This window comes from Paraburkholderia aromaticivorans (assembly GCF_012689525.1).
Lineage (GTDB): Bacteria > Pseudomonadota > Gammaproteobacteria > Burkholderiales > Burkholderiaceae > Paraburkholderia > Paraburkholderia aromaticivorans_A.
Genome location: NZ_CP051515.1, coordinates 2742900 through 2763458 on the forward strand (window position 1 = coordinate 2742900; position 20559 = coordinate 2763458).

The window sequence follows — 20559 nt, forward strand, 5'->3', positions numbered from 1 at the left end:
GGAGCGATTGTGGCGATGTTGAAGTTTAAATATCAGTTTTTTATTTACGGAAAGCCTTAACTCTTAATATCGATTCGCTAACACTGCCATTTTTTAATCGGCAATAGAGGGAAAGCCCGATTGAATCAACATCAAATAAATAAGCCAGTGCGAACGAGCATAAAAACGCCGTCACGACGATAAAAAGACTCTTTATTCAGACGAATAGAAATGCCTGATAGCGGGTTTCCCCTGCCCTGCGCAGCCTCTGCCTCTGCGCCGTAAACACAGTCAGCGACAAGCCACTCGCCGCAAGCGAATCCAATCCCTGACCGACCACTGTGCGAAAGCAGAAACCGCTATGACCTTGAACAAAAAACTGGCGTCAATGATCGCCGTCCTCTGGATCGGCCTGATCCTGATCGGCGGCTTCGGCGCATGGCAAAACCGTGCCTCCATGATCTCGGATCGCCGCGATCAGTTGAGATCGCTTATCGACCAGGCCAACCACATCGTCGACCGCTACTACACGCTCGCCCAGCAGCACACGATCACCGAAGACGAAGCGAAGAAGCAGGCGCTCGACAGCCTCGCGGCGATGCGTTACGGCACGGACGGCTACATCTCCGTCAATAATTCGCAGTCCGTCATGCTGATGCATCCGTTCAAGCCGGAAATGATCGGCAAGGACCTGACGCAATTCACCGATCCGGCGGGCAACCATCTGTTTGTCGATATCGTCAACGCGGGCAATCGCGACGGCGGCGGCTTCGTCGACTACCTGTGGGCCAAGCCGGGCAGCGACAAGCCCGTGGCCAAGACCAGCTACTCGCGTCACTTCGCGGCGTGGGACTGGTATATCGTCACCGGCATGTATATGGACGACGTGCAAAGCGCGTTCTACGCCAATCTGCTGCGCTGGCTCGTCATTACCGTCGCGCTCGGCGCGATCGCCACCGCCGTCATGCTGCTGGTGCTGCGCAGCATTCGCCGCACGCTCGGCGGCGATCTCGAAGTGGCCGTTGAACACGCGCAGTTGATGGCGCGCGGCGATCTCGCCACGCGCGTGCCGGTTCAGTCGGACTACGCCGGCAGCCTGCTGCATGCGCTTCAGACGATGCAGGCCGGTCTCGTCGAGACGGTGTCGCGCGTGCGCCTCGGCACGGAGAACATCAATATCGGCGCGACCGAAATCGCCGCCGGCAACACGGATTTGTCGCAACGCACGGAAGAACAGGCCGCCGCGCTCGTCGAAACGGCGTCGAGCATGGACCAGATGACGGTCAACGTGAAGCAGAACGCGGACAGCGCGCTGCAGGCCGCGCACCTCGCCGGCCAGGCCGCGGACGTCGCCACGCGCGGCAGCCGCGTGGTCGACGACGTGGTCCGCACGATGGGCGAGATCACCACCAGCTCGCGGCAGATCGGCGACATCATCGGCGTGATCGACGGCATTGCCTTTCAGACCAACATTCTCGCGCTCAATGCCGCGGTCGAAGCGGCCCGCGCGGGCGAACAGGGACGCGGCTTCGCGGTGGTCGCCGCCGAAGTGCGCAGCCTCGCGCAACGCTCGGCCACGGCGGCGAAGGAAATCAAGGCGTTGATCGAAACCTCGACGGACACGGTGGAAGCCGGCGCGTCGCTGGTCGCCAACGCCGGCTCGACGATGGGCGAGATCGTGCAGTCGGTGCGTCGCGTGAATGAAATTCTCGAAGAGATCAGCAATGCCTCGCGCGAACAGAGCGCGGGCATCGAGCAGGTCAATCGCGCGGTCGGCGAAATGGATCAGGTCACGCAGCAGAATGCGGCACTGGTCGAGCAGGCCGCGGCTGCGGCGCATTCGCTGAAGGATCAGGTGGGGGTGTTGCGCGAAGCGATTTCGAGCTTCGCGCTGCCGGCCTGAGCATTTTCAGACCGGTCGAAAGCGGCAAAAGCAGCGCACAAAAAAAGAAGGCGCTCAACAGGCAGAGAGCGCCTTTTTAACACGCCGCGTCGGAGTCGACGCATTAATCGAACGAAACAGCCGCGCGGATTTTTCAAGTCCGCGCGGTTTTTTTACGCCTGCGCGCGCCTCGGCCTAGCTTGGGGCCGTCTCCGGCCCACTTGGCGCCGCCCTGTTCAGCAAACGCTTACGACGCCCGAGACTGCAACCAGATTAAGCCGAATTTGGCATCGCCGAATTTTGCTTAAGGCATTTTCAAGCTAACGGCACGCTTACGATAATGGCCGCCTTTCAACGCACGCCGCGCGGGTGCGCTCCACGCCGGAGCCGTCCGCGAGCGCCGCCCTGGAGGCTCGCCGTCATGCTGCTCCATCTCCTCTACCTGCTCGCGATCGTCGCGGAAGCCATGTCCGGCGCGCTCATGGGCATGCGCCGCGGCATGGATCGCTTCGGTCTGTGCCTCGTCGGCACCGTCACCGCGCTCGGCGGCGGCACGGTGCGCGACGTCCTGCTCGGTCACTATCCCCTTGCGTGGATCTCGCATCCAGATTACGTTCTTATTACAATCGGAGCGGCGTCGGTTGCCGCGGCGTGCGCGAAGTGGCTGCGCAACTGGCAAAGGCTCTTCGTCACGGTCGACGCGATCGGCCTGATCGCCTTCACGGTGATCGGCTGCGACGTGGCCGGGACAATGGACGTGAGCCCCGCCATCGTCGTACTGGCCGGCGCGATCACCGGCGTGTGCGGCGGCATGTTGCGCGACGTGCTGTGCCATCAGATGCCGCTGGTGTTGCGTCAGGAGTTGTACGCCAGCATCGCGCTCGGCGCCGGTGCCGTGTATGTGGCCTTGCAAGCCTACGGCGTGGCGCCGGGGCCGGCTTCGGTCGGGGTGCTCGCAGGTGGTTTCGCGGTGCGCATGCTGGCCGTGCGCTTCCGCTGGCAACTCAAGGTATTCGCCGCCGCCGATTCGGGCGGCGCAAGTTAATCGAGCTGTTCGTTATCCGCACCCAATGATCCAGAAGAAGAAATCGCAGTCGCACGATCCCTACGCGCCCGTCGCGAAGCACCCGTTACTGGCCGCGCGCCTGCCGATGTGGCGTTCAAAATTCATCGTCCTGCTGGTGTTCGGCGCGTTCGCCTCGCTCGCGGGACGCGCGTTCTGGGTGCAGGTGGTGAACCAGGACTTCTACGTCGATCAAGGGCAAAAACGCTATCAGCGCACCATCGAACTCGACGCGACGCGCGGGCGGATCGTCGATCGCAACGGCTCGATGCTTGCCGTCAGCCTCGCGACCTACGAGATCTGGGCTTCGCCCAAGCTGATCGACGAAGCGGCTGTCGCGCCGCTCTCGAAGCTGCTCGATCTGCCGCTCGCGGAATTGCGCCGGCGTCTGAACGGCAACAAGACTTTCGTCCTGCTCAAGCGTCAGGTGGATGCCGAGACCGCCGGGCATCTGTCGAAATTGGGTCTCGCGGGCATCACGCAGATCGCCGATTCGAAGCGCTTTTACCCCGAAGGCGAATCGGCGGCGCACGTGGTCGGCTTCACGGATATCGAGGACAACGGCCAGGAAGGCGTCGAGCTCGCCGCCAACGAGCAACTGCTCGGCGTGCCCGGCCAGCGCGAAGTGATCCGCGACCGCCTGGGTCGCGTGGTGTCCGAGACCCGGCCGCTCGTGCCCGCGCAGAACGGCGAAACCATCCACCTGACGATCGACCGGCGGATCCAGCAACTCGCTTATGCGCAGCTCAAGGAAGCGATTGCCAAACATCACGCCGAAGCCGGCAGCGTGGTGGTGCTCGACGCGCGCAACGGCGAGATCCTGGCGCTCGCCAACTATCCGAGCTTCGATCCGAACGACCGCGCCCGCCTGACCGGCCGCCAACTGCGCAATCGCGCGGTGGTCGATACCTTCGAGCCGGGTTCGACGATCAAGCCGGTGGTCGTCGCGCTCTCGATCGACGAGGGCAAGGTGCGGCCGCAAAGCGTCATCGATACTGCGCCTGGCTGGTACAAGATCGGGCCGGCCGTCATCCACGACACCTCGAATCACGGCGCGATGACCGTCGCCGAAGCCGTGCAGAAGTCGAGCAACATCGCGCTCGCCAAGCTCGCGCTGAATTTGCCGGCTGAGAAGATCTGGACCAAGTATCAGGAATACGGGCTCGGTCTGCGCCCCGAGCTCACCTTTCCGGGCGTGGCATCCGGCAAGGTGCGTCCGTACAAACGCTGGCGCCCGATCGAACAGGCGACCATGGCGTATGGCTACGGGCTGTCCACGTCGCTATTGCAGATGGCGCAGGTGTACACGGCCTATGCCGGCGACGGCACGATGCATCGCGTGAGTCTGTTGCGAAACGGAGCGGGCGCGGCCGCGCCATCCGACGACAAGGGCCAAGCGGTCACGACGCCGGCCACCGCGCGCGCCATCCGCTCGATGCTGGAAATGGCGACCGGCGTGGGCGGCACGGGACGCGCGGCGACGGTGGAAGGCTACCGGATCGGCGGCAAGACCGGCACGGCGCGCAAACAGGTCGGCGCCACCTACGCGAAAAACCACTACCGCGCGCTGTTCGTCGGCATGGCGCCGATGAGCGACCCGCGGCTGATCGTCGCCGTGATGGTCGACGATCCGGCGGGCAAGGCGTTTTATGGCGGGACGGTGGCCGGTCCGGTGTTCAGCGGCGTGACGGGCGGAGCGCTGCAGTTGCTCGGTGTGCCGCCGGATGCGCCGGGCACTTGATCGAGAGCGCTAAGCGGCATGCGCGTCGGGCGCGGCACACCGTTTTTTTAGGATGCCATGCCGGCGATTGCCTCGTCGAGCAGCCAGTCACGCGAACTCGATGCGAGCTTCGGCGACTCAGATCAACGAGCCATCTGCTCGCCGTCCGCTTTCACTAGCGCCTCGATGCGATTGCGGCCGTTGCGTTTGGCCTGATACATCGCGCGATCGGCTTCTTCCATCATCGCGCCGCCTAGTTTGGCCGCCTCGGTCGGCGTGCCGCTGATCGTGCGCGCCGCCACACCGATCGACACCGTCAGGACGATGCGCTCGCCATGATCGTCCTGCAAAGCGAGCCTTTCGACCGCCAGCCGCACACGCTCGGCGACGGTGAGCGCGTCGGCCCGGTCGCCTTGCAGCAGCGCGGCGAATTCTTCGCCGCCATAACGCGCCACGGTATCGCCTAGGCGCACCTGTTGCCGCACGCAAGCCGCCACCGCCGCCAATGCGCGGTCGCCGGTCTGATGGCCGTAGGTGTCGTTGATCCGTTTGAAGCTGTCGATATCGATGAACAGACACGCCACCGGTACGCCGTAGCGACAGGCGCGCATGACCTCCTCGCGCATCCGTTCGTCGAAATAGCGACGATTGGCGAGGCCCGTCAACGAATCGGTCATGCCCAGTTGCTTGAGCCGCTCGCGATGCGCGACGTTGTCGAGACTCGCTGTCACGATGCTCGCGAAGCGCTCCAGAATATCGGTGGCCATGCCCTCGGCGAAACGCGCCGGGTCGTCACTGCCGAGACAGAGATAGCCGCTCACGGTGTCGCCCGCGGCAAGCGGCAGCAGGATCGCGCTCGCGGGTGCTGCGCCGGCGCCGAAGAATGCACGCCGCGCCGAATCGCCCATGTCGTGCAGCTTGCCGAGCCAAGGCCGGCCCTCCTCGCACAGACCTTGCGCGGCAAGGCCACCTTCGCGCGAGACCAGCAGCTTCGACTGATCGAGTGCGCGCAAGGCGGCCGGCTCGAGCAGTTCGCGCAGCATCGGCGCGCGGTCGTCGAGCCAGAGCGTCACGCCCGTCAGCGAAAATTCCCGCGGCAACTGAGTGAACAGCGTGTCGAGAAACGACGCGAAGTCTTGAGCACCGATCAAACGCAACTCGACGTTCTGGAAGCGCCGCAGCGTGCGCTCGTTGTGCTGCACGGTATCGACGAGCGAACGAAGGCGCTCGGAAAGCGGCGTTTGGGCGAGGTTCGTCACGTTATCAGGTGTGGGCCCGAAGGCGAAGCGGGGTTGGCGACCCCAATCGCTGTAATAACGGCGGATTTTGCGAGGTCTTGAGGGTCCGATCGCGGCGACTACGCTTTTACGCGATCCGCTGTATGCGTTCTTAAGTCTGGCTTAATTCTTTGCTGTAACCATGGCGCACAACATCCCCTGTTGAAGCCGCCAGAACATCGGCGGCGCTTTTTCCCCGGGGTGTCGACGACGCGCCAGAAGATGGGCTGCAGGCCCGCGAAGAAGGAGTCAAACCATGGTTGAAGACACGGTATTCGAGCATCTGCGCGCCATGCCCGGCAACGAATGGGTCAGCCAGATTCACTCATGCAAGGTCTCGGACCCGCTCCAGCATCCTTGGGGTCGCTCATACCGGCTCGTCGAATGGACCATGAAGCACACCCCCGAATCGAGCCGCCGGGTAGTGCCCGCCGAGAGCACGCCGCTTGAAATCGCTCAGGCTGTCGTGTCGCACGTGCCGGGCCGCCGTTTTTGCCAGGACGGCAACGAGTAACACGGCAGAGCGTCGATCGCGCGTCGGGCATTCGACGCGCTAGCCGCGCGTGGCGATCGATGCGCAGTAGTCCAACGCATCCTCCAGCCGGTCGTTGCCCCAGAACATTTCATCGCCGATAAAAAACGTCGGTGCGCCGAAAATGCCACGGGCTGCGGCCGCCGCGGTCTGCTCACGCAAGCGTAGTTTGTTCGCGTCGCTTTGCGCTTCGGCGATGATCTCCCGCGCGGGCAAACCCAGTTCATCGAGCGCTTCGCTCACCACCTCCATCGAACCGATATCGCGGTCATGCGCAAAGTTCAGCTGCATGATCTTGCGGCAGTAGGCGGCGATCCATTCGCGATCCGCGCCGAGCAGCGCCACGCGCATTGCAAGAAGCGCGGCACGCGGGAACGTGGTGGGACGCGTCAAGGCGATGCCGTATTTGCGGCATTGCCGTTCCATGTCCTTCCACACATACGCGCCCTTCTCCTTCTGCAGCACGAACGGCGAATTGTCGAAACCGAGGTCGCGAAAGACGGGCCCCAGCAGGAACGGACGCCAGCAGATCCGTACGCCCCGCGCCGCAGCCTCAGCTTCGATGCGCATGACGCTGAGGTAGCTGTAGTTGCTGCCGAAGTCGAACCAGAACTCGATTTCCGGTGCATGCGCGGGCACGCGGGTTGCTGTCTCGTTCATCTTTGCCCTCCAGTCATACATAGCGGGACCGCCCTTATGTCTTGCAAAGCTTAACAATCGTGCGGCGCGCTTATCCCTATGATGGCCCTTCACACCGCTACGTCAGATGCTCATAACATGAACTATCCCTACGACATTCTCACCGCCGCGTGTCTTTTCATCATTGTGGTTTCCACGTCCATCATGCTCGCGCTGTCCTGAGCGATTCGCACCCTCTCCCACGGAGCGGGTGAACCGGCGAACGCGCTCTACGCGTTCCCGTAAAAAGACAGGATATACTGTACATATATACAGTATTTTTTCGTCTGAGCAATGCGCCTTCCACCCTTCGAACCTCCCACGCTCGCCGAACTGCGCGCTTGGTGGCGCACGCGCGACGGGCAGGCCGTCCAGCGGCTCATCCTCGAAATCCAGCGGCAACGGCTCACGCTGCTGGAACTGCGCAACCTGATCGACGGCGGCGTCCAGCAGGCGCGCGCCGCAGACCGCACACTGGTCGAGCGCGGCGAACCGTTGATGACACTGCGTATCAGGATCGCCCAGGAAGTGCTGCGTATCGGCGAGATCGACGATACCCGGCAAATGAGCCGCGCCGAACAGGAAAGGCTTGCGGTTCGCACCGAAGGCCAGATGGAGTACGCGCGCGAAGGCCGTCTCAGGCGACAGCGCCGCAATATCTAGCCGGAACGCGGCCTCGCTGTCGCAAACACGACGACGCGAGGCCGCGCGGATCGATCACCGCGTTTGCGTGGCCACACGCAGGCCGAGCGAAATGAACAGCACGCCGATGATCTTGTTCTGCCAGCGTGTCAGCCACGTCAGACGCTTGACGAATTTGCCCAGCGGACGAATCGTCAGCACGATCAGCGTCGTATAGAGCGCGCTCATGCCGACAAAAATCAGCCCGAGCGTGGTGAACTGCAGAAACGTGGAGCCGTGTTCGGGACGAACGAACTGCGGCAGAAACGCGAGAAAAAACAATGCGGTCTTGGGATTCAGCACTTCCGCGGGAATGGCCTGAAAGAAGGCTTTCGAGGGCGACACCGGCGCGACGACCGGCATATGCGCGCTCGCCTGTTTCTCACGCAACGCGCGAACGCCCAGATAGACCAGGTAGGCGGCGCCGACGAACTTGACCGCGTTGAAGGCCAGCGCCGAGGTCATCAGCAGCGCCGAGAGGCCGACCGATGCGCCCAGCGTATGAATGAAATCGCCAACCGCAATGCCGAGGCCGGTGAGAATGCCGGCCTTGCGGCCGCCATGCACGGTGCGCGTCAACACCAGCAGCACAGCCGGACCCGGAATCAGAAAGAGCCCGAGTACAACGGCAACGAAAGTCCCTAACGTGGATAGGTCAAGCATGTCGTCTCCTTGGTGACGCGCGGGTTTCAGCCGACAGGCGCGCGTGTTCAGCGGAAGATTGTAGACGAACGCGTGATTTGTGATTGGTGCGCGCCGTGCGTGCCGCCCGGCGCTTTGCCATGACTTACCCGATAAATACGCGGCGAGCGGCCGGCACAATGCACGCCGGAACCAGGCGCGCAAGCCGTGCAGCGTCGCCTCGGAGATAGTCCGTCTGCGGCCATTGATCCGTTACCATGGCGGGCACGACGCCGCGCGCGGCACGCTTTTTTATCTACCGAAGTCCTTGCCTTGCCCACTTACACCCTGCCCGCGGCGTTGAGCGCGGAACTCGAGATACGCAAGAGCCGATTTATAGCGTACGCGATACCGGTCGCCGACCGCGACGCCGCGATGGCCGAATTGCGGCGCCTGCGCGACGAGCATCCTGCCGCGACGCATGTCTGCTGGGCGCTGCTGGCCGGCGGCCAGTCCGGCATGTCCGACGATGGCGAGCCCTCCGGCACCGCCGGTCGGCCGATTCTCGAAGTGCTGCGGCATCACGATCTGGACGGCGTGCTGGCGGCCGTCGTGCGCTACTACGGCGGCGTGAAACTCGGCGCCGGCGGCCTCGTGCGCGCGTACACCGATGCGATCGCTTCGGCTCTGCTGGATGCGCCGCGTGTCGAGCGGATCGCGCAGGTTTCGCTGACCGTCGAGGTCAGTTACGCCGACGAGGCGAAAGTGCGCCGATGGATCGATGCCGAAGGCTATGCGCTCGTGGACAGCGCCTACGCGATGCTGGTGAAGATGACGATCCGCTTGCCGATCAACGCGGTGGATGATGCGCAGCGAGCGTTGGTGGATATGACTCAGGGAAAAGCCGGCTTCTTCTGACGGCGTGGCGTGCCTCTTTCTTGAGAGAGGCTGAGCGCGCTCCCTGATTAAGAGATGCTTGGGTCCGGGCCGCTGTTACCATGTCGTTTATTCCCCGGAACGACTCAATTTAATAGGGTAACTCCTCTGACCTCGACCGCCGCTTTTTCCAGCACAGCGCCTGAGTCGCCGCATCGGGGCGCGTCAGTGCCGCAGTCGCTCAATGCCACGCGTTCACCGTTGACCTCGGCCGTGCTCAAGGGATGCGGCACGATCGCGCTGCCGTTGATGCTTTCCGCCTGCTCGTGGTCGTGGTTCGGCCTGAATAGCTCGGCACGCGCGGTAGCGCATCCGACCGGCTGGCTTAGCGTCGCCCCTGCAAGTGACTTCGCCTACATGCCCGCTCGCAGCGGACAAGTTTCGCCGAACCGCATCGAAAACACGGCGATGACGGGCATCGTGCTCAAAGACGATATCAATGAAACCGTGCGCAACGGCATTGTGAAGAGCCTGCGGATCGCCGGTTTTCATCTCGACGAGGGCAAGCGGATCCTCAGCGGCAGCATCGAGAAATTCACGGTGGACGACACGCGCTCGCCGGCGTTCTGGACATTGAAAATGCGCTATGTGGTGACCGACGCCGCGACCCAGAAGGTTGTGTTCTCAACCACCAAGACGGTCAAGCAAAAGTCGCCGAAGTTCACCAGTAGCACCATTGCCATTGAAGATACCGTCAAGCTGAGTGTCGACGCGTTGATCGGCGATCCGGGGTTTGTCAAAGCGGTGAATTAAGCGCACCCTCGACATCGGCCTCACCAGCTTCGCTACAATTCGCATGAGGGTGTCGCGCGCGCCGTCTTGCCGCGCGGCCCGTCGCAACTGCCGTTCTTCGTGCGAGCCATCATGTCCGTTACCGCCTGGCTGTTCTTTCTGCCCGCCTGCTTCGCGATCAATCTCGCGCCCGGGCCCAATAATCTGCTGTCGATCAATGTGGCGGCGCGTCATGGTTTCATGACCGCGTTCGTCGGCGGCACGGGGCGTCTGGTTGCATTCGCGGTGATGCTCGTGCTTGCCGCAACCGGTCTCGCGGTCGTGTTGCACGCGTCGGAGTGGTTCTTTCTCGCGATCAAACTGGCCGGTGCTGGTTATCTGATCTGGTTGGCCATTCAGTTGTGGCGTAGCGATGCGCCTACGATCGATATGACGCAGCAGGAAGAGGCATCGCTTGCGCGGGTCGCACGGAGGGAGTTTCTCGTGGCCGCCGGTAACCCGAAGGCCATTCTGGTGTTCACCGCGTTCTTGCCGCAGTTCGTCGATATTGCGAAGCCGATGTTGCCGCAGTTTGCCGTGCTGGGGGCGAGTTTTCTGGTGTTGGAGTGGTTCGCTATCGCGTTGTATTCGTGGGCAGGGATGTATCTTGGTAAATGGTTGGTGCGTGCGAGAGTAAGGCGGTGGTTTAATCGGTGCTGTGCGGGTTTTCTGGCGGCGATTGGGGTGGGGTTTTTGATGGTGAGGCGGGGGTGAGGCCGTTTCGTATCCGTCTTCCCCCAGTGCCCAAAGTCGTCAAGCAATGCCGGTACGCGTCTGGGGAGTGTCTGATTTTTTGTGTGCAAGGGCGATCAGATCATTCTACAAGCGGTATCTGGTGAAGCGATCCTCGTAGAGGATCGCGAACTGGTTCATGGCCGCTTTCCAGTCGTGCGCCGCGTGAGTCCAGCCGGCAGTAATGTTGCGTAGCGCCAGCCATAGGAGTTTGGTCGCGGCGTCGTCACTCGGGAAGCGGCCCCGCGTCTTTACCGTCTTGCGCAGTTGCGCGTTAAGACTCTCAATGGCGTTTGGTGTATATCACCTTGCGCACCGCCGGCGGAAACGCGAAGAACGGGATCACCCGGTCCCAGGCCCGGCGCCAGGTGTCCACCACGCTCGGGAATTTCTGCCCCCACTCGCCCTGTTCAAATGCGTTGAGTTCGGCCTCGGCGGCTTCGACACTCACCGCCGTGTAGATCGGCCTGATGGCCGCAGCCAGCGCCCGGCGATCCTTCCAGCTCGAGTAATCCAGCGAATTGCGCATCAGATGCACGATGCAGGTTTGCAGGGTGGTCGCAGGAAACGCCGCGCCCAGCGCTTCAGGCATGCCCTTGAGGCCATCGGTGACCGCGATCAGGATGTCCTCCACACCACGCACTTTCAGGTCATTGAAGACCTTCATCCAGAACTTGGCGCCTTCAGTATTCTCGATCCACAGACCCAGAACGTCCCGTGTGCCGTCGGGCAGGATACCCAGCGCCAGGTAGATCGCCTTGTTGCGCACCAGCCCTTCCTCGCGGATCTTGATGCGCAGGGCGTCGAAGAACACCACCGGCTACATCGGTTCGAGCGGACGCGCCTGTCAGGCGGTGACTTCCTCCATCACGGCGCCGGTTACCGAACTGATGAAATCCGGCGAGACCTCCGTGCCATACTGTTCGGCGAGAAAGCCCTGAATCTCGCGCACGGTCATGCCGAGCGCGTACATCGCGATGATCTTGTCGTCAAAGCCCGTGAAGCGGCGTGCGTGCCTGGGAATCAGGATTGGGGCGAAGCTGCCGTCGCGATCGCGCGGAATCTCCAGGCGGAGCGGACCGTCGTCGGTGAGTACCGTCTTGCCGGTTTTACCGTTGCGCTGGTTGGTCGCTTCGGGGGGCCGCACAGCGCCCGCAGGATAGCCCAGATGATGGCCGAGCTCGGCACCCAATGCCCGCTCGATCAGCGCCTTCTTGAATGCGATCGAGGCGGCCTGGACCGCCTCAGCGGTCATCGGCCCCTTCACAAACTGGTCGATCAGTTCATCCGGAATTGACGGCAACGCCGTCTGGGCCTCTGCGGCCGGCTTCGGTTTGCGTGGCATACATGCCCCTTTGAGCTACATGTTATGCCTTGAACACAAAATTTCTGACAGACCCCGCGTCTGCGTGTTGCTTACACCAGCGATAAAGTCCATGAACTGTTCGAGATGCGATGCGGCATTAACATAGCGTAGTTCGCTTTTACCGCACTCCAGAAGCTCGGTGACATGCCTGACACAGGCCTCCCCAATGGGTTGCGCTTCCTGTGGGCCAGGCAATCCGTTGTCCTGCAGGAATTCCACGCATTTCCGCTGATAGCAGAACAGCATGATGGGAACGTCATAAACAAAACCGACGATCGCGCCGTGCAGTTTCGAGGTAACGATACAGGTCGCCGCTGCGAGCAGATCGATAGTCTCGGTAATCGAATCGCCGTATTTGAATCGACCCACGCGAATATGCAATGGCGCGAATAGACGCGCAATGTCCCCTGTGACCGCGACACTCTCGTCATCGAGTGCGACAAACAACACCTCATCGACCAGTTGCCGGCTGTCCACTTCAGCAAGTATCGCGAGTACCGTGTCGATATATTGCCGTAGGTGAATAGATACGATCAAGGTTCGTCTAGCTTCGAGTCCGCGCCTTGGCGTGTAGATGGCGGGCAACGCAAATGCGAGATCCCTGAGGTTCGCGGGCACCGCGCCCGTTGCAGCGGTGACTGCATCAACCGACGCCTCGTCGCGAACGGCGATGCGCGGTATGCCTCTAAGAACGTCCGAAAACCTGTGTCGCCGGTCTATTGTTTCGAAGGGCCCGACCGATACACCGAGCGCAGCGACCGGCTTGCCGAGACGCCGTCCCAAGTTCACGACCAGTTTTGCAAAGGAAAGCGAAGCATCGGCGCCGAATAGTGAGCCGCCGCCAAAGATCGCTGCCTGAGCGCACAACATGGCGGCCACATAGGTTAGGCACCGCGCCGCCACCCCGATTGGCCCGGGCCGCGTCCAGAATGCCCGCGCAACCGGCAAATGGAACGGATGAGTCAATTCTTGCACGGCCGTCGCGCCGACGATCAACGGCTGAATGCCCGGTGTCCTGAGGGGTATCGACTGCAACAAATATCCGAACAGGTCGTCGCCAAAGTTATGTCGTCCGTAGAACCCGAAGAAAGCAATGCGTTTCCCGTGGCGGATAGATGCGGGTTGGGCGTCCCCGGAGCGGGACGTTTGAGCGGAAGCGTGATTCAATGCGTCGCCTGGCGGGGTCATTTCAGTGTCCCATGTGAAAGTTGGTTCGCCGCGGCGTGTGACCGCCGGTCGTGTATGGGCGTCAGCAGACGCCGGTACAGTGAAACATATGAACGAAAGAGTTGCGTATCGCCGAACCGGGCAAGTGCGTGCACACTTGCAGCGACGCCCATCCGGACACGCAGTTCCGCGTCGTCGATCAAGAGGCGTGTGTAATGCTCCAGTTCTTCGTCGTCATTCGCGAGAAAACCTGTCACGCCATGGACAATCACGTCGCGGTTTCCGACGATGCGGCTGGCGACCGCCGGAAGTCCTGCTGCCTGCGCTTCGATCAGGGCAATCGGCATGCCTTCCCATAACGAAGGCAGAATGAAGATGTCGCACACCGCCAGTCGTCGCCGAAGCTCTGTCGCCGTGATCCAGCCACTTAACTGGACCACGTCTCGATCGATCCAACGGTCGATCGCATCGTTTCCCCCATCACCGAACCAGACGAAGCGAGTATTGGGTATTTCCGAAAAGCGCTGGGCAAGGCGCGTGAAACGCCACGGTGCTTTCTGATAAGCGACTCGCGCCGACGTACATAGAACAACACCTTCGGCGCCCCGTCGGCTTCGGTCCAATTCGAACTGATCGAGTTTCACAGCATTCTCGACCAGGCTTGTTCGTTCGGCATTCAGAAGGAGCATTCGTGCGTAACGCAACTCGCTCTTCGAGCAGGCAACGATATGCCCACCGCACGCGTGCAGCATTCGCTCGACGAGCAGGAAGAGTTTGACCTTGATTGGCGAGATGTCCTGCTTGAGAAAGGCGAAACCGTGCGGGGAATAAATCGTGCGCGAGGCAATACCAAGCAGACGCGCGGAAATCCGCCCCAATGCTGCCGCTTTCGACGAATGAAGATGAACAATGTCCGGGCGTTCCCGAAACAGGTCAATGACAAGTCGGAACATGCTGACAAGATCATGGGGTCCAACAGCGGTATGCATGGCTACCACCTTACGACGTACCCGAGGGTCGAACAACTCGTCCAGCTTTTCTGCCGACGGCGTGTCTTGCCGCATGGAATGCAACACGACGACGTCGTCACCGGCCGCAGCCTGACGATTGGCTAGCAACACAATGCAATGCAGCACGCCGCCGCCCAGTGCTTCTGTTACGTGTACGATTTTCTGACGCATGACCGTTCACCCTAGGTCCTGTAATGCGGGCACGACTCGATAGGGAAGGAATGGAGATTCTCCGCGCCCTTCTTCATCGCTCATGTTGTGGATCCGTCCAGCGAGTGCGATCAGTCCGATGATGAACAGCCACAACGCGATGTTCTTATTCATGCGCCCCGTCGGCGGAGAGAACTGACGCCACAGCATGACGAGCATGAGATTCACAAGGATCAACTGGAAGCGGATCCCGGCATAACTCACTTGGGTCATGCCGTACAGGCTGGCCGCCAGCACCGCGCAGATTAGCCAGCCGACAGGCGGAATGGTGAACTGCCGTCGATACACGATCATCAGGCCCAGCATCGCTATCTGAATCAACAGGAAGAGCAAACCGGACGAAGCATTCGGTGCGGATATACCGGTGTAGATGCTCGTCTTGTCGGCAAAGTAGGCAGGCATCAGGAGCGAGCCGCCCAAGACAACAATCGCAGCCACCAGGATCATCAATGTGCGGCCTCGCCGGGTCGTTGCGACAAAGAACAGGAATAGGAACGCCGACGAGAAATGCACGGATGTACCGATGACCGCAAATACGAAATATCGAAGTGGCTTCCGCTGTGGCGATATGCTGGTTGCAAACAGGAAGATCGATGAAGCGAGACCGTATCGCATCACGTTCATTGTCAGTTCATAAAACATGCCCGGCACAAGGACCAGGCCACCGAACCAGATACCGAAGCGACTGCGGGAAATGGACCACAACAACAGCAGTGCGGTGGTCATCGAAATGCCATTGATGACGAACCGCGGATCGGGATCGATGTACCAGAGAAGCTGAGCATAGGCATTGAATAGCGGTTCGCCGCCGTAGCCGTTTCCCTGGCCGAGGTCCGTGAACGCCTGGTAATACGCCGCAGTATCGGTACCACAATGGCCGCGCAAGACGGCTAACGCGACCATCGGCAACGCACAGGTGAGAAGGACGACCCGGTTGGTGCCCCCATAGGCGATACAGAGCGCGACGCCGAAGTAAAAGATCAGCAGCGGCAGGAGGTAGTACGTCATCGCGCGTGCCCCGCGCGTCGATCTTTTTCAGCGAAAAGTGCGGGCGAGTTTCTCACGTGAATCTCCGCGACAGCATGCAACGACGGAGATACTTGAGCATGCTCAACAGCGAAAAACACAGCCATTCGACATTGCTGATTGCGCCACGTTTTCGAAAGGACAGATAGTTATCCTGTTCGCCTTTCTGGATCTTCCAGATCTGCGCGCTCAGGCCGGACTGCGCACCGAACTGCGCCTTATAGATATGCGAAAGCGGGCACGGAAACAGGTACGCTCGTCCGCCGTCCACCAGAACGACTTCGAGCAACATGAAGTAGTCTTCCGCGTGCCGCTTCGTTTCATCGAAACGAGCGCTAACGTCCGAGCGCACCACGATGCTGGATGGCGTGAAGCGGTTGGAGAACAGGATGCGTCGGCGCGACACGTGCTCAGGCGCCGTGGCAGTGGGCCACGGTTGCGCGTCGGACTGACCGCCGGAGTCGAGCTGTACCACGGGATGGCCGGTGATCGCCGCGTCCGGATGCATCAGCATCCATCCGTACTGGATCGCTACCTTCGCCGGATGCCAACTGTCGTCCGAGTCGAGAAATGCAATGTAGGGTTGTGTCGCAGTCGCCCATGCGGCATTTCGCGCGGCCCCCGGTCCGGCATTGCGATGCTGCAGGAGTATGCGGATCCAGCCAGACGGATAGGCCCGCGCCAGTTCGTTGAGATACTTGCGGGTGCCGTCTGTGCTGCAATCGTCGACCAGAATCAACTCTCGCGGGCGGCACGTCTGCTGAAAAACTGACTGGACCGCGCGCCTGATCGTGTCGCTGCAGTTAAAGCATGGAACGATTACGCTTACCGGAACGTGTCCGGCTAGCGAGGGGTGCGCCTCTCGAGCGGCTCGCGGGTCTTCATCCACAGACACTGGATCGCGTCGTGCGTCGGACAGAAAATGACGTGCGCACAGTACCGACAGCATCGCCCACAGAATTTCACCGGCGACCGAAGCGGCTGCCGCTCCGACAATACCCGCGCGTGATACGCCAATGACTCCGGCTATCACGCCAAATACCAGCGCAACTGCGGCACAGCGGTTCCGCACCTGAATCAGGCCGCGAGTGGTCATCACGGAAGATGCGCTGACCGTCAGAAATCTGAATGGTGCGCTCAGCGTCATGAACACGACGGCGTTTACCGATTGCTCGTATTGCTTGCCGAATACCAGCGGAATCGCAGTCGGCGCGAGCAGCGCTGCGATACCCGCAATCACGACGCCCGACGCAAACATCCATTTGTTGCCGACGCGATATGCCCGCTCGAGACGCTCGTCGCCTGACGCTGCCCAGCGATGAAAACGCGGCATCAAGAGTTTCTGGAATAGAACCGTCGGCAACAGGTAAAGCGCCGTAAGGATCGTCACGGCCACGCCATAGGCGCCCACGTCCTGCGGCGTACCGAGATGCGATACGATCACGAGGCCGCTTTGACCATAGGCAAAAAACAGAAGCCCAGACACACCGAATGGTAGTGTGCTACGCCATAGCTCAGCGATCGACGGCGTCGGCAAATCCTCACGCACGCTCCGGACCGCGGGATTCGGTCCATGTCCCACCAGTTCTGCCGCCCCACTCCTCAGCATAGCAACCGACCGGAATGCACCCAGTGTCACCAACGCGCCGATCCCGCCGAAGCCGAGTGCAATCGCCTCGCTGCCTGCCCCCGATTGCCAGCACACCACAACCAGCATGAAACGCCCGGCATGCTGCAATGCCTGCCACATCGCGACGAGGCCGAATTTTTCTTCAAGTTGTAGTTTCACGGAGGCCGCTTCAACCGCGGCCTGCGTCAGCACCACAGGGAGCATCGACAGGAGGAGGTAACCGGTTCGCGTGTCAGCCGTGCCGATCCATGCCCAGATAACAGCCGTGATGAGACACACGAGAGCGCTGCGAGCGACGAAGCTCACCGACGGCGCCATCCATCGTTTGGCCGCCCATCCTTCAGTGCCGTAGGCCTTCAGCCAGAAAGACGGCACGCCGAAGCCGACTGCAGGGGCAATGATCGTCACGACAGCGAGTGCTGCTGCGAATCGTCCGTACTCCCCCGGCGGCAGGGATCTTGCAAGCACCGCCTGCACGGCGAACGCCAGCCCTGCCGATGCCAGAGCGCTGACCGACAACAGGGATGCAGCCCAGGCGTCCCGGAATCGCGAAGTCATTGCGCCGCTCCGTCCATCGCCGGTCGATCGTCCGAGCTTTGAGAGCGCGTGTAGCGATAGGTGCCGTAGGTGGTTCCATAGCGGAAGCGCCCTGCATGAGGGTCAATACCGTTGAGCACCACGCCCTTCACGTCGACGCCGACCTGTCGCAGACGGCGTGCGCTTTCATTGAGTTCCGCCGGTCTCGTGACAGCGGCGCGAGCAACCAGGAACACATTGCCGCTGGAATAGGGAGCAAGAATCGCCGCGTCGGGCACAGGGAGAAGCGGTGCCGTATCGACAATCACTACGTCATAGCTGGTTGAAAGCCTATTGAAGATGTCGCGCACTTCCGGCCTGCTTAAATGATCGGCGGCATTCGGCACCATCGACCCGCCCGGAAGAAAATCAAGCATGGAACGCTCTATTTGCCGAATTGATGCATCGAGCTCGATCGTGCCGGCAATCACATCTGATAGCCCCGCTGCCGAACCGCAGCTAAGGGAGCGACTGAGTTCGCAGCGCCTCAGATCGGCGTCGATCAGCAGGACACGTTTGCCGGTACGAGCCAAAACCAAAGCGACGTTCGATGCGATAAAGGATTTTCCGACGTTGGGAGACGGCCCGGTGAACATGACGACTTTGTTACCTGATTCAACCAGTGAAAACTGCAATGCCGTCCGCAAGCTGCGCAGACTCTCGATTGCAGGGTCCGCCGGGTCGACGAGGGCCAGCGGACGCCGCGAAAGCGCATTGCGACGCAGGAAACCCGGCCATCGGAACGCGCGCGCGCGCGCCATCGGTACAACTGAGAACACGTCGAGATCGGTCTGCTCTTCGATCTCGCGCGAGTCGGAAATCCCACGGAACAGGCGGTCACGGATGAACGCTGCCGCGGCCGCGGCAAACATTGCCATCGCCACAACGGCTGCGCACAACAGGGGGCGCCACATTCGAATCGGCTGATCGGGCAACATGGCGGTGTCGAGAACACGGACGTTCCCGATCCTTCCCGCCTGCAGAATCTGCAATTGTTCGATGTTGTTCAGCAAGCCGATATAAAGATCGTTGCTGATCTTGACGTCGCGCTGGGACGTCACAACCTGACGCTGCGTTTCCGGTAGACGGTCGATGCGTTGGTCAAGGCCGCCCGATTGCGAACGGAGCACCGATATCTGTTGATCAAGCGCAACCACAGTCGGATTGGTCGGCAAAAAACGGGTCAACGTCTCCGCACGTTTTTGTAGCAACGTACTAAGCTGCGCTTCATTGTCGGACGACTGTTGCAGGAGCTCGCGCGCGTCACCGTCCAGGTCGACGGAGCCCAACTTGCTGCGCACAGTGGCATACGCACTCTCGGCAAGATCGAGTTTCTGGCGCAGATCAGGTAACTGGCCGCGCAAGAAAGTTAGCGATCGTGCGGCCTGTTCCGCTTTGCGCGCCTCATTCTGGTCGACATAATGATGCGCGATATCGTTCAGGATCTGCGTGATCAGTTGTGGATCGGTACCCCGCAACTTGACTTGTAGTACGTTGGAATCCTTGCCTTGCTCACTGATGGAAAGCCTGCGCTGAAGTTCATCGATTGTCTGCAAGCGCGATTGGCGCGTAAGCTTGAAACGCGCACCGACTGTGGCGCGAATTGCGTCGACGTGCAAGGTTACAGGACCATCATCGCTCCAGTAAGTCTCGGTCTTGCCAATCATGCCGACCGCATCCCGTTCGAGCCCCGTTCCGGAAAGCCGATAAGTTCCGCCTTCCAGAACCGTCAGACTGTAATGCTTTCCTTCGAGTGCGGACGGAACGTCAAATAGCTCTATGCTTGCCCGCTCATCGCCCCATGTGTAGCCACCCATACCGAGAAATCCCGGATGGGAAAGGCCCTTGTTCGATCGTGCGATGGCGCGGCCGATAAGCGGAAGACGAGCGGGCTCGACCTCGACATACAGATGCAGATCGTCGACTGCCGATGCCACGACGAGCCGCGACTGGAGCACCTGCATCTCCGTGTCAGCCGACGACTTGACGTCGAACATCGACGACAGATCCTGACCCAACAGCGAAGATGCCGTGGTCGCGGCAGAGCCTTCGTCAACCTGAGTAACAATGTTGACCTGATACTGCGGATCCGATAGTAGAACCACGGCGATGCCGAGAACCGACACGGTACCGAAAATCCAACATATCATGCGCCGGTATAGCACGAAGACATCGAGCATCGCGGCGAGGTCAAAATCCTTGTCCGCTGCGACTATCTGGTGCTGAGCGTGTGGCTGACTCACTGCTTACCTCCGTCAATGGAGACTGCGTCTGAACCTGCGCTGTCCCTGGATTGCCCTGTCAGTTTTGCCAGTTGCAGCACCCAGTAGTCGACACCGCCTAACAGTGCTGCGCGACAAGTACGAAAGGCGGCAATGGATAAACCCATGGGGTCATCGATATCTGCATCGTCGAAGCTGCGTATCGAGAAGACGCGCCCACGCATGAGTGGATAAAGCGACTCGACGCTTCGTTTTTGCGCTTCAGTCATTGTGAGAATGAGTTGCGCCTCGTTCGCGAACTCGCGGGTCAATTGCGTGGCGCGGTGCGCACGAATGTCGATGTCGATCTCGGAAAGCGCGGCGATGGCCTTGGCCTCGGCCGGCCGCCCCACTTCGGCCGCCAAACCCGCTGAACGGACATGCACGCCGTCGAGTCGATGTCGCAGAAGCGCAGCAGCCATCGGACTACGGCACAGGTTT

General features: G+C 61.0%; 17 protein-coding genes and 1 pseudogene. 8 read left to right on the forward strand and 10 right to left on the reverse strand.

Going from position 1 to position 20559, the window contains the following annotated elements; genetic code table 11:
- The first annotated feature begins 340 nt into the window (after positions 1 to 340).
- The 3 genes from HF916_RS24155 (at position 341) to HF916_RS24165 (ending at position 4665) form a co-directional block, all read left to right on the forward strand.
- Positions 341 to 1882, forward strand: coding sequence for a methyl-accepting chemotaxis protein (locus HF916_RS24155; RefSeq protein WP_168791299.1), 1542 nt, complete (start codon positions 341 to 343; stop codon positions 1880 to 1882).
- Positions 1883 to 2282: 400 nt separating this feature from the next.
- A complete protein-coding gene (locus HF916_RS24160; RefSeq protein ID WP_168791300.1) occupies positions 2283 to 2906 on the forward strand; it encodes a trimeric intracellular cation channel family protein in 624 nt (207 codons plus the stop codon).
- Between the two features lie 25 nt (positions 2907 to 2931).
- The gene (locus tag HF916_RS24165) at positions 2932 to 4665 is read left to right on the forward strand and encodes a peptidoglycan D,D-transpeptidase FtsI family protein (protein WP_168791301.1); all 1734 of its coding nucleotides are present in this window, start codon (positions 2932 to 2934) and stop codon (positions 4663 to 4665) included.
- 122 nt (positions 4666 to 4787) lie between these two features.
- Here the strand turns inward: HF916_RS24165 and HF916_RS24170 are convergent, their stop codons facing one another.
- Complete coding sequence (locus HF916_RS24170) at positions 4788 to 5903, reverse strand: GGDEF domain-containing protein (RefSeq protein ID WP_168791302.1); 1116 nt, start codon at positions 5901 to 5903, stop codon at positions 4788 to 4790.
- A gap of 274 nt (positions 5904 to 6177) precedes the next feature.
- Here HF916_RS24170 and HF916_RS24175 point away from each other — a divergent pair, with 274 nt between their 5' ends.
- On the forward strand, positions 6178 to 6435 hold the full coding sequence (locus HF916_RS24175) for a DUF2866 domain-containing protein (RefSeq protein WP_012427844.1): 258 nt from the start codon (positions 6178 to 6180) through the stop codon (positions 6433 to 6435).
- 39 nt (positions 6436 to 6474) lie between these two features.
- On the opposite strand, the gene HF916_RS24180 is transcribed toward HF916_RS24175, so the two are convergent.
- Positions 6475 to 7113 carry a 2-hydroxychromene-2-carboxylate isomerase gene (locus HF916_RS24180; protein ID WP_168791303.1) on the reverse strand — a complete coding sequence of 213 codons (639 nt, stop codon included), beginning with the start codon at positions 7111 to 7113 and terminating at the stop codon, positions 6475 to 6477.
- Between the two features lie 312 nt (positions 7114 to 7425).
- On the opposite strand from HF916_RS24180, the gene HF916_RS24185 reads away from it, so the two are divergent.
- Positions 7426 to 7794, forward strand: coding sequence for a hypothetical protein (locus tag HF916_RS24185; protein WP_168791304.1), 369 nt, complete (start codon positions 7426 to 7428; stop codon positions 7792 to 7794).
- 54 nt (positions 7795 to 7848) lie between these two features.
- Here the strand turns inward: HF916_RS24185 and HF916_RS24190 are convergent, their stop codons facing one another.
- A complete protein-coding gene (locus tag HF916_RS24190; RefSeq protein ID WP_168791305.1) occupies positions 7849 to 8475 on the reverse strand; it encodes a LysE family translocator in 627 nt (208 codons plus the stop codon).
- A 291-nt stretch (positions 8476 to 8766) separates the two neighbouring features.
- Here HF916_RS24190 and HF916_RS24195 point away from each other — a divergent pair, with 291 nt between their 5' ends.
- From HF916_RS24195 to HF916_RS24205, 3 genes are all read left to right on the forward strand, one after another.
- A complete protein-coding gene (locus HF916_RS24195) occupies positions 8767 to 9351 on the forward strand; it encodes an IMPACT family protein (RefSeq protein WP_116122022.1) in 585 nt (194 codons plus the stop codon).
- A gap of 231 nt (positions 9352 to 9582) precedes the next feature.
- A complete protein-coding gene (locus HF916_RS24200) occupies positions 9583 to 10122 on the forward strand; it encodes a hypothetical protein (protein WP_168792133.1) in 540 nt (179 codons plus the stop codon).
- Positions 10123 to 10233: 111 nt separating this feature from the next.
- On the forward strand, positions 10234 to 10854 hold the full coding sequence (locus tag HF916_RS24205) for a LysE family translocator (RefSeq protein WP_168791306.1): 621 nt from the start codon (positions 10234 to 10236) through the stop codon (positions 10852 to 10854).
- Positions 10855 to 10959: 105 nt separating this feature from the next.
- On the opposite strand, the pseudogene HF916_RS24210 reads toward HF916_RS24205, so the two are convergent.
- From HF916_RS24210 to HF916_RS24240, 7 genes and pseudogenes are all read right to left on the reverse strand, one after another.
- Positions 10960 to 12217, reverse strand: a pseudogene (locus HF916_RS24210) (IS256 family transposase).
- 15 nt (positions 12218 to 12232) lie between these two features.
- Positions 12233 to 13405, reverse strand: a complete 1173-nt coding sequence (locus HF916_RS24215; RefSeq protein WP_168791307.1) for a polysaccharide pyruvyl transferase family protein — start codon at positions 13403 to 13405, stop codon at positions 12233 to 12235.
- Between the two features lie 17 nt (positions 13406 to 13422).
- The gene (locus HF916_RS24220) at positions 13423 to 14586 is read right to left on the reverse strand and encodes a glycosyltransferase (RefSeq protein WP_168791308.1); all 1164 of its coding nucleotides are present in this window, start codon (positions 14584 to 14586) and stop codon (positions 13423 to 13425) included.
- A 6-nt stretch (positions 14587 to 14592) separates the two neighbouring features.
- Positions 14593 to 15633 (reverse strand): EpsG family protein, encoded by a 1041-nt coding sequence (locus HF916_RS24225; protein WP_168791309.1) that lies wholly within the window; start codon positions 15631 to 15633, stop codon positions 14593 to 14595.
- Between the two features lie 52 nt (positions 15634 to 15685).
- The gene (locus tag HF916_RS24230; protein ID WP_168791310.1) at positions 15686 to 17839 is read right to left on the reverse strand and encodes a glycosyltransferase; all 2154 of its coding nucleotides are present in this window, start codon (positions 17837 to 17839) and stop codon (positions 15686 to 15688) included.
- Positions 17836 to 20100 carry a polysaccharide biosynthesis tyrosine autokinase gene (locus HF916_RS24235; RefSeq protein ID WP_168791311.1) on the reverse strand — a complete coding sequence of 755 codons (2265 nt, stop codon included), beginning with the start codon at positions 20098 to 20100 and terminating at the stop codon, positions 17836 to 17838. Before HF916_RS24235 ends, HF916_RS24230 begins: the two co-directional genes overlap by 4 nt.
- Positions 20097 to 20540, reverse strand: a complete 444-nt coding sequence (locus HF916_RS24240; RefSeq protein WP_168791312.1) for a low molecular weight phosphotyrosine protein phosphatase — start codon at positions 20538 to 20540, stop codon at positions 20097 to 20099. The genes HF916_RS24235 and HF916_RS24240 overlap by 4 nt, the downstream gene beginning before the upstream one ends.
- Between the last annotated feature and the right edge of the window lie 19 nt (positions 20541 to 20559).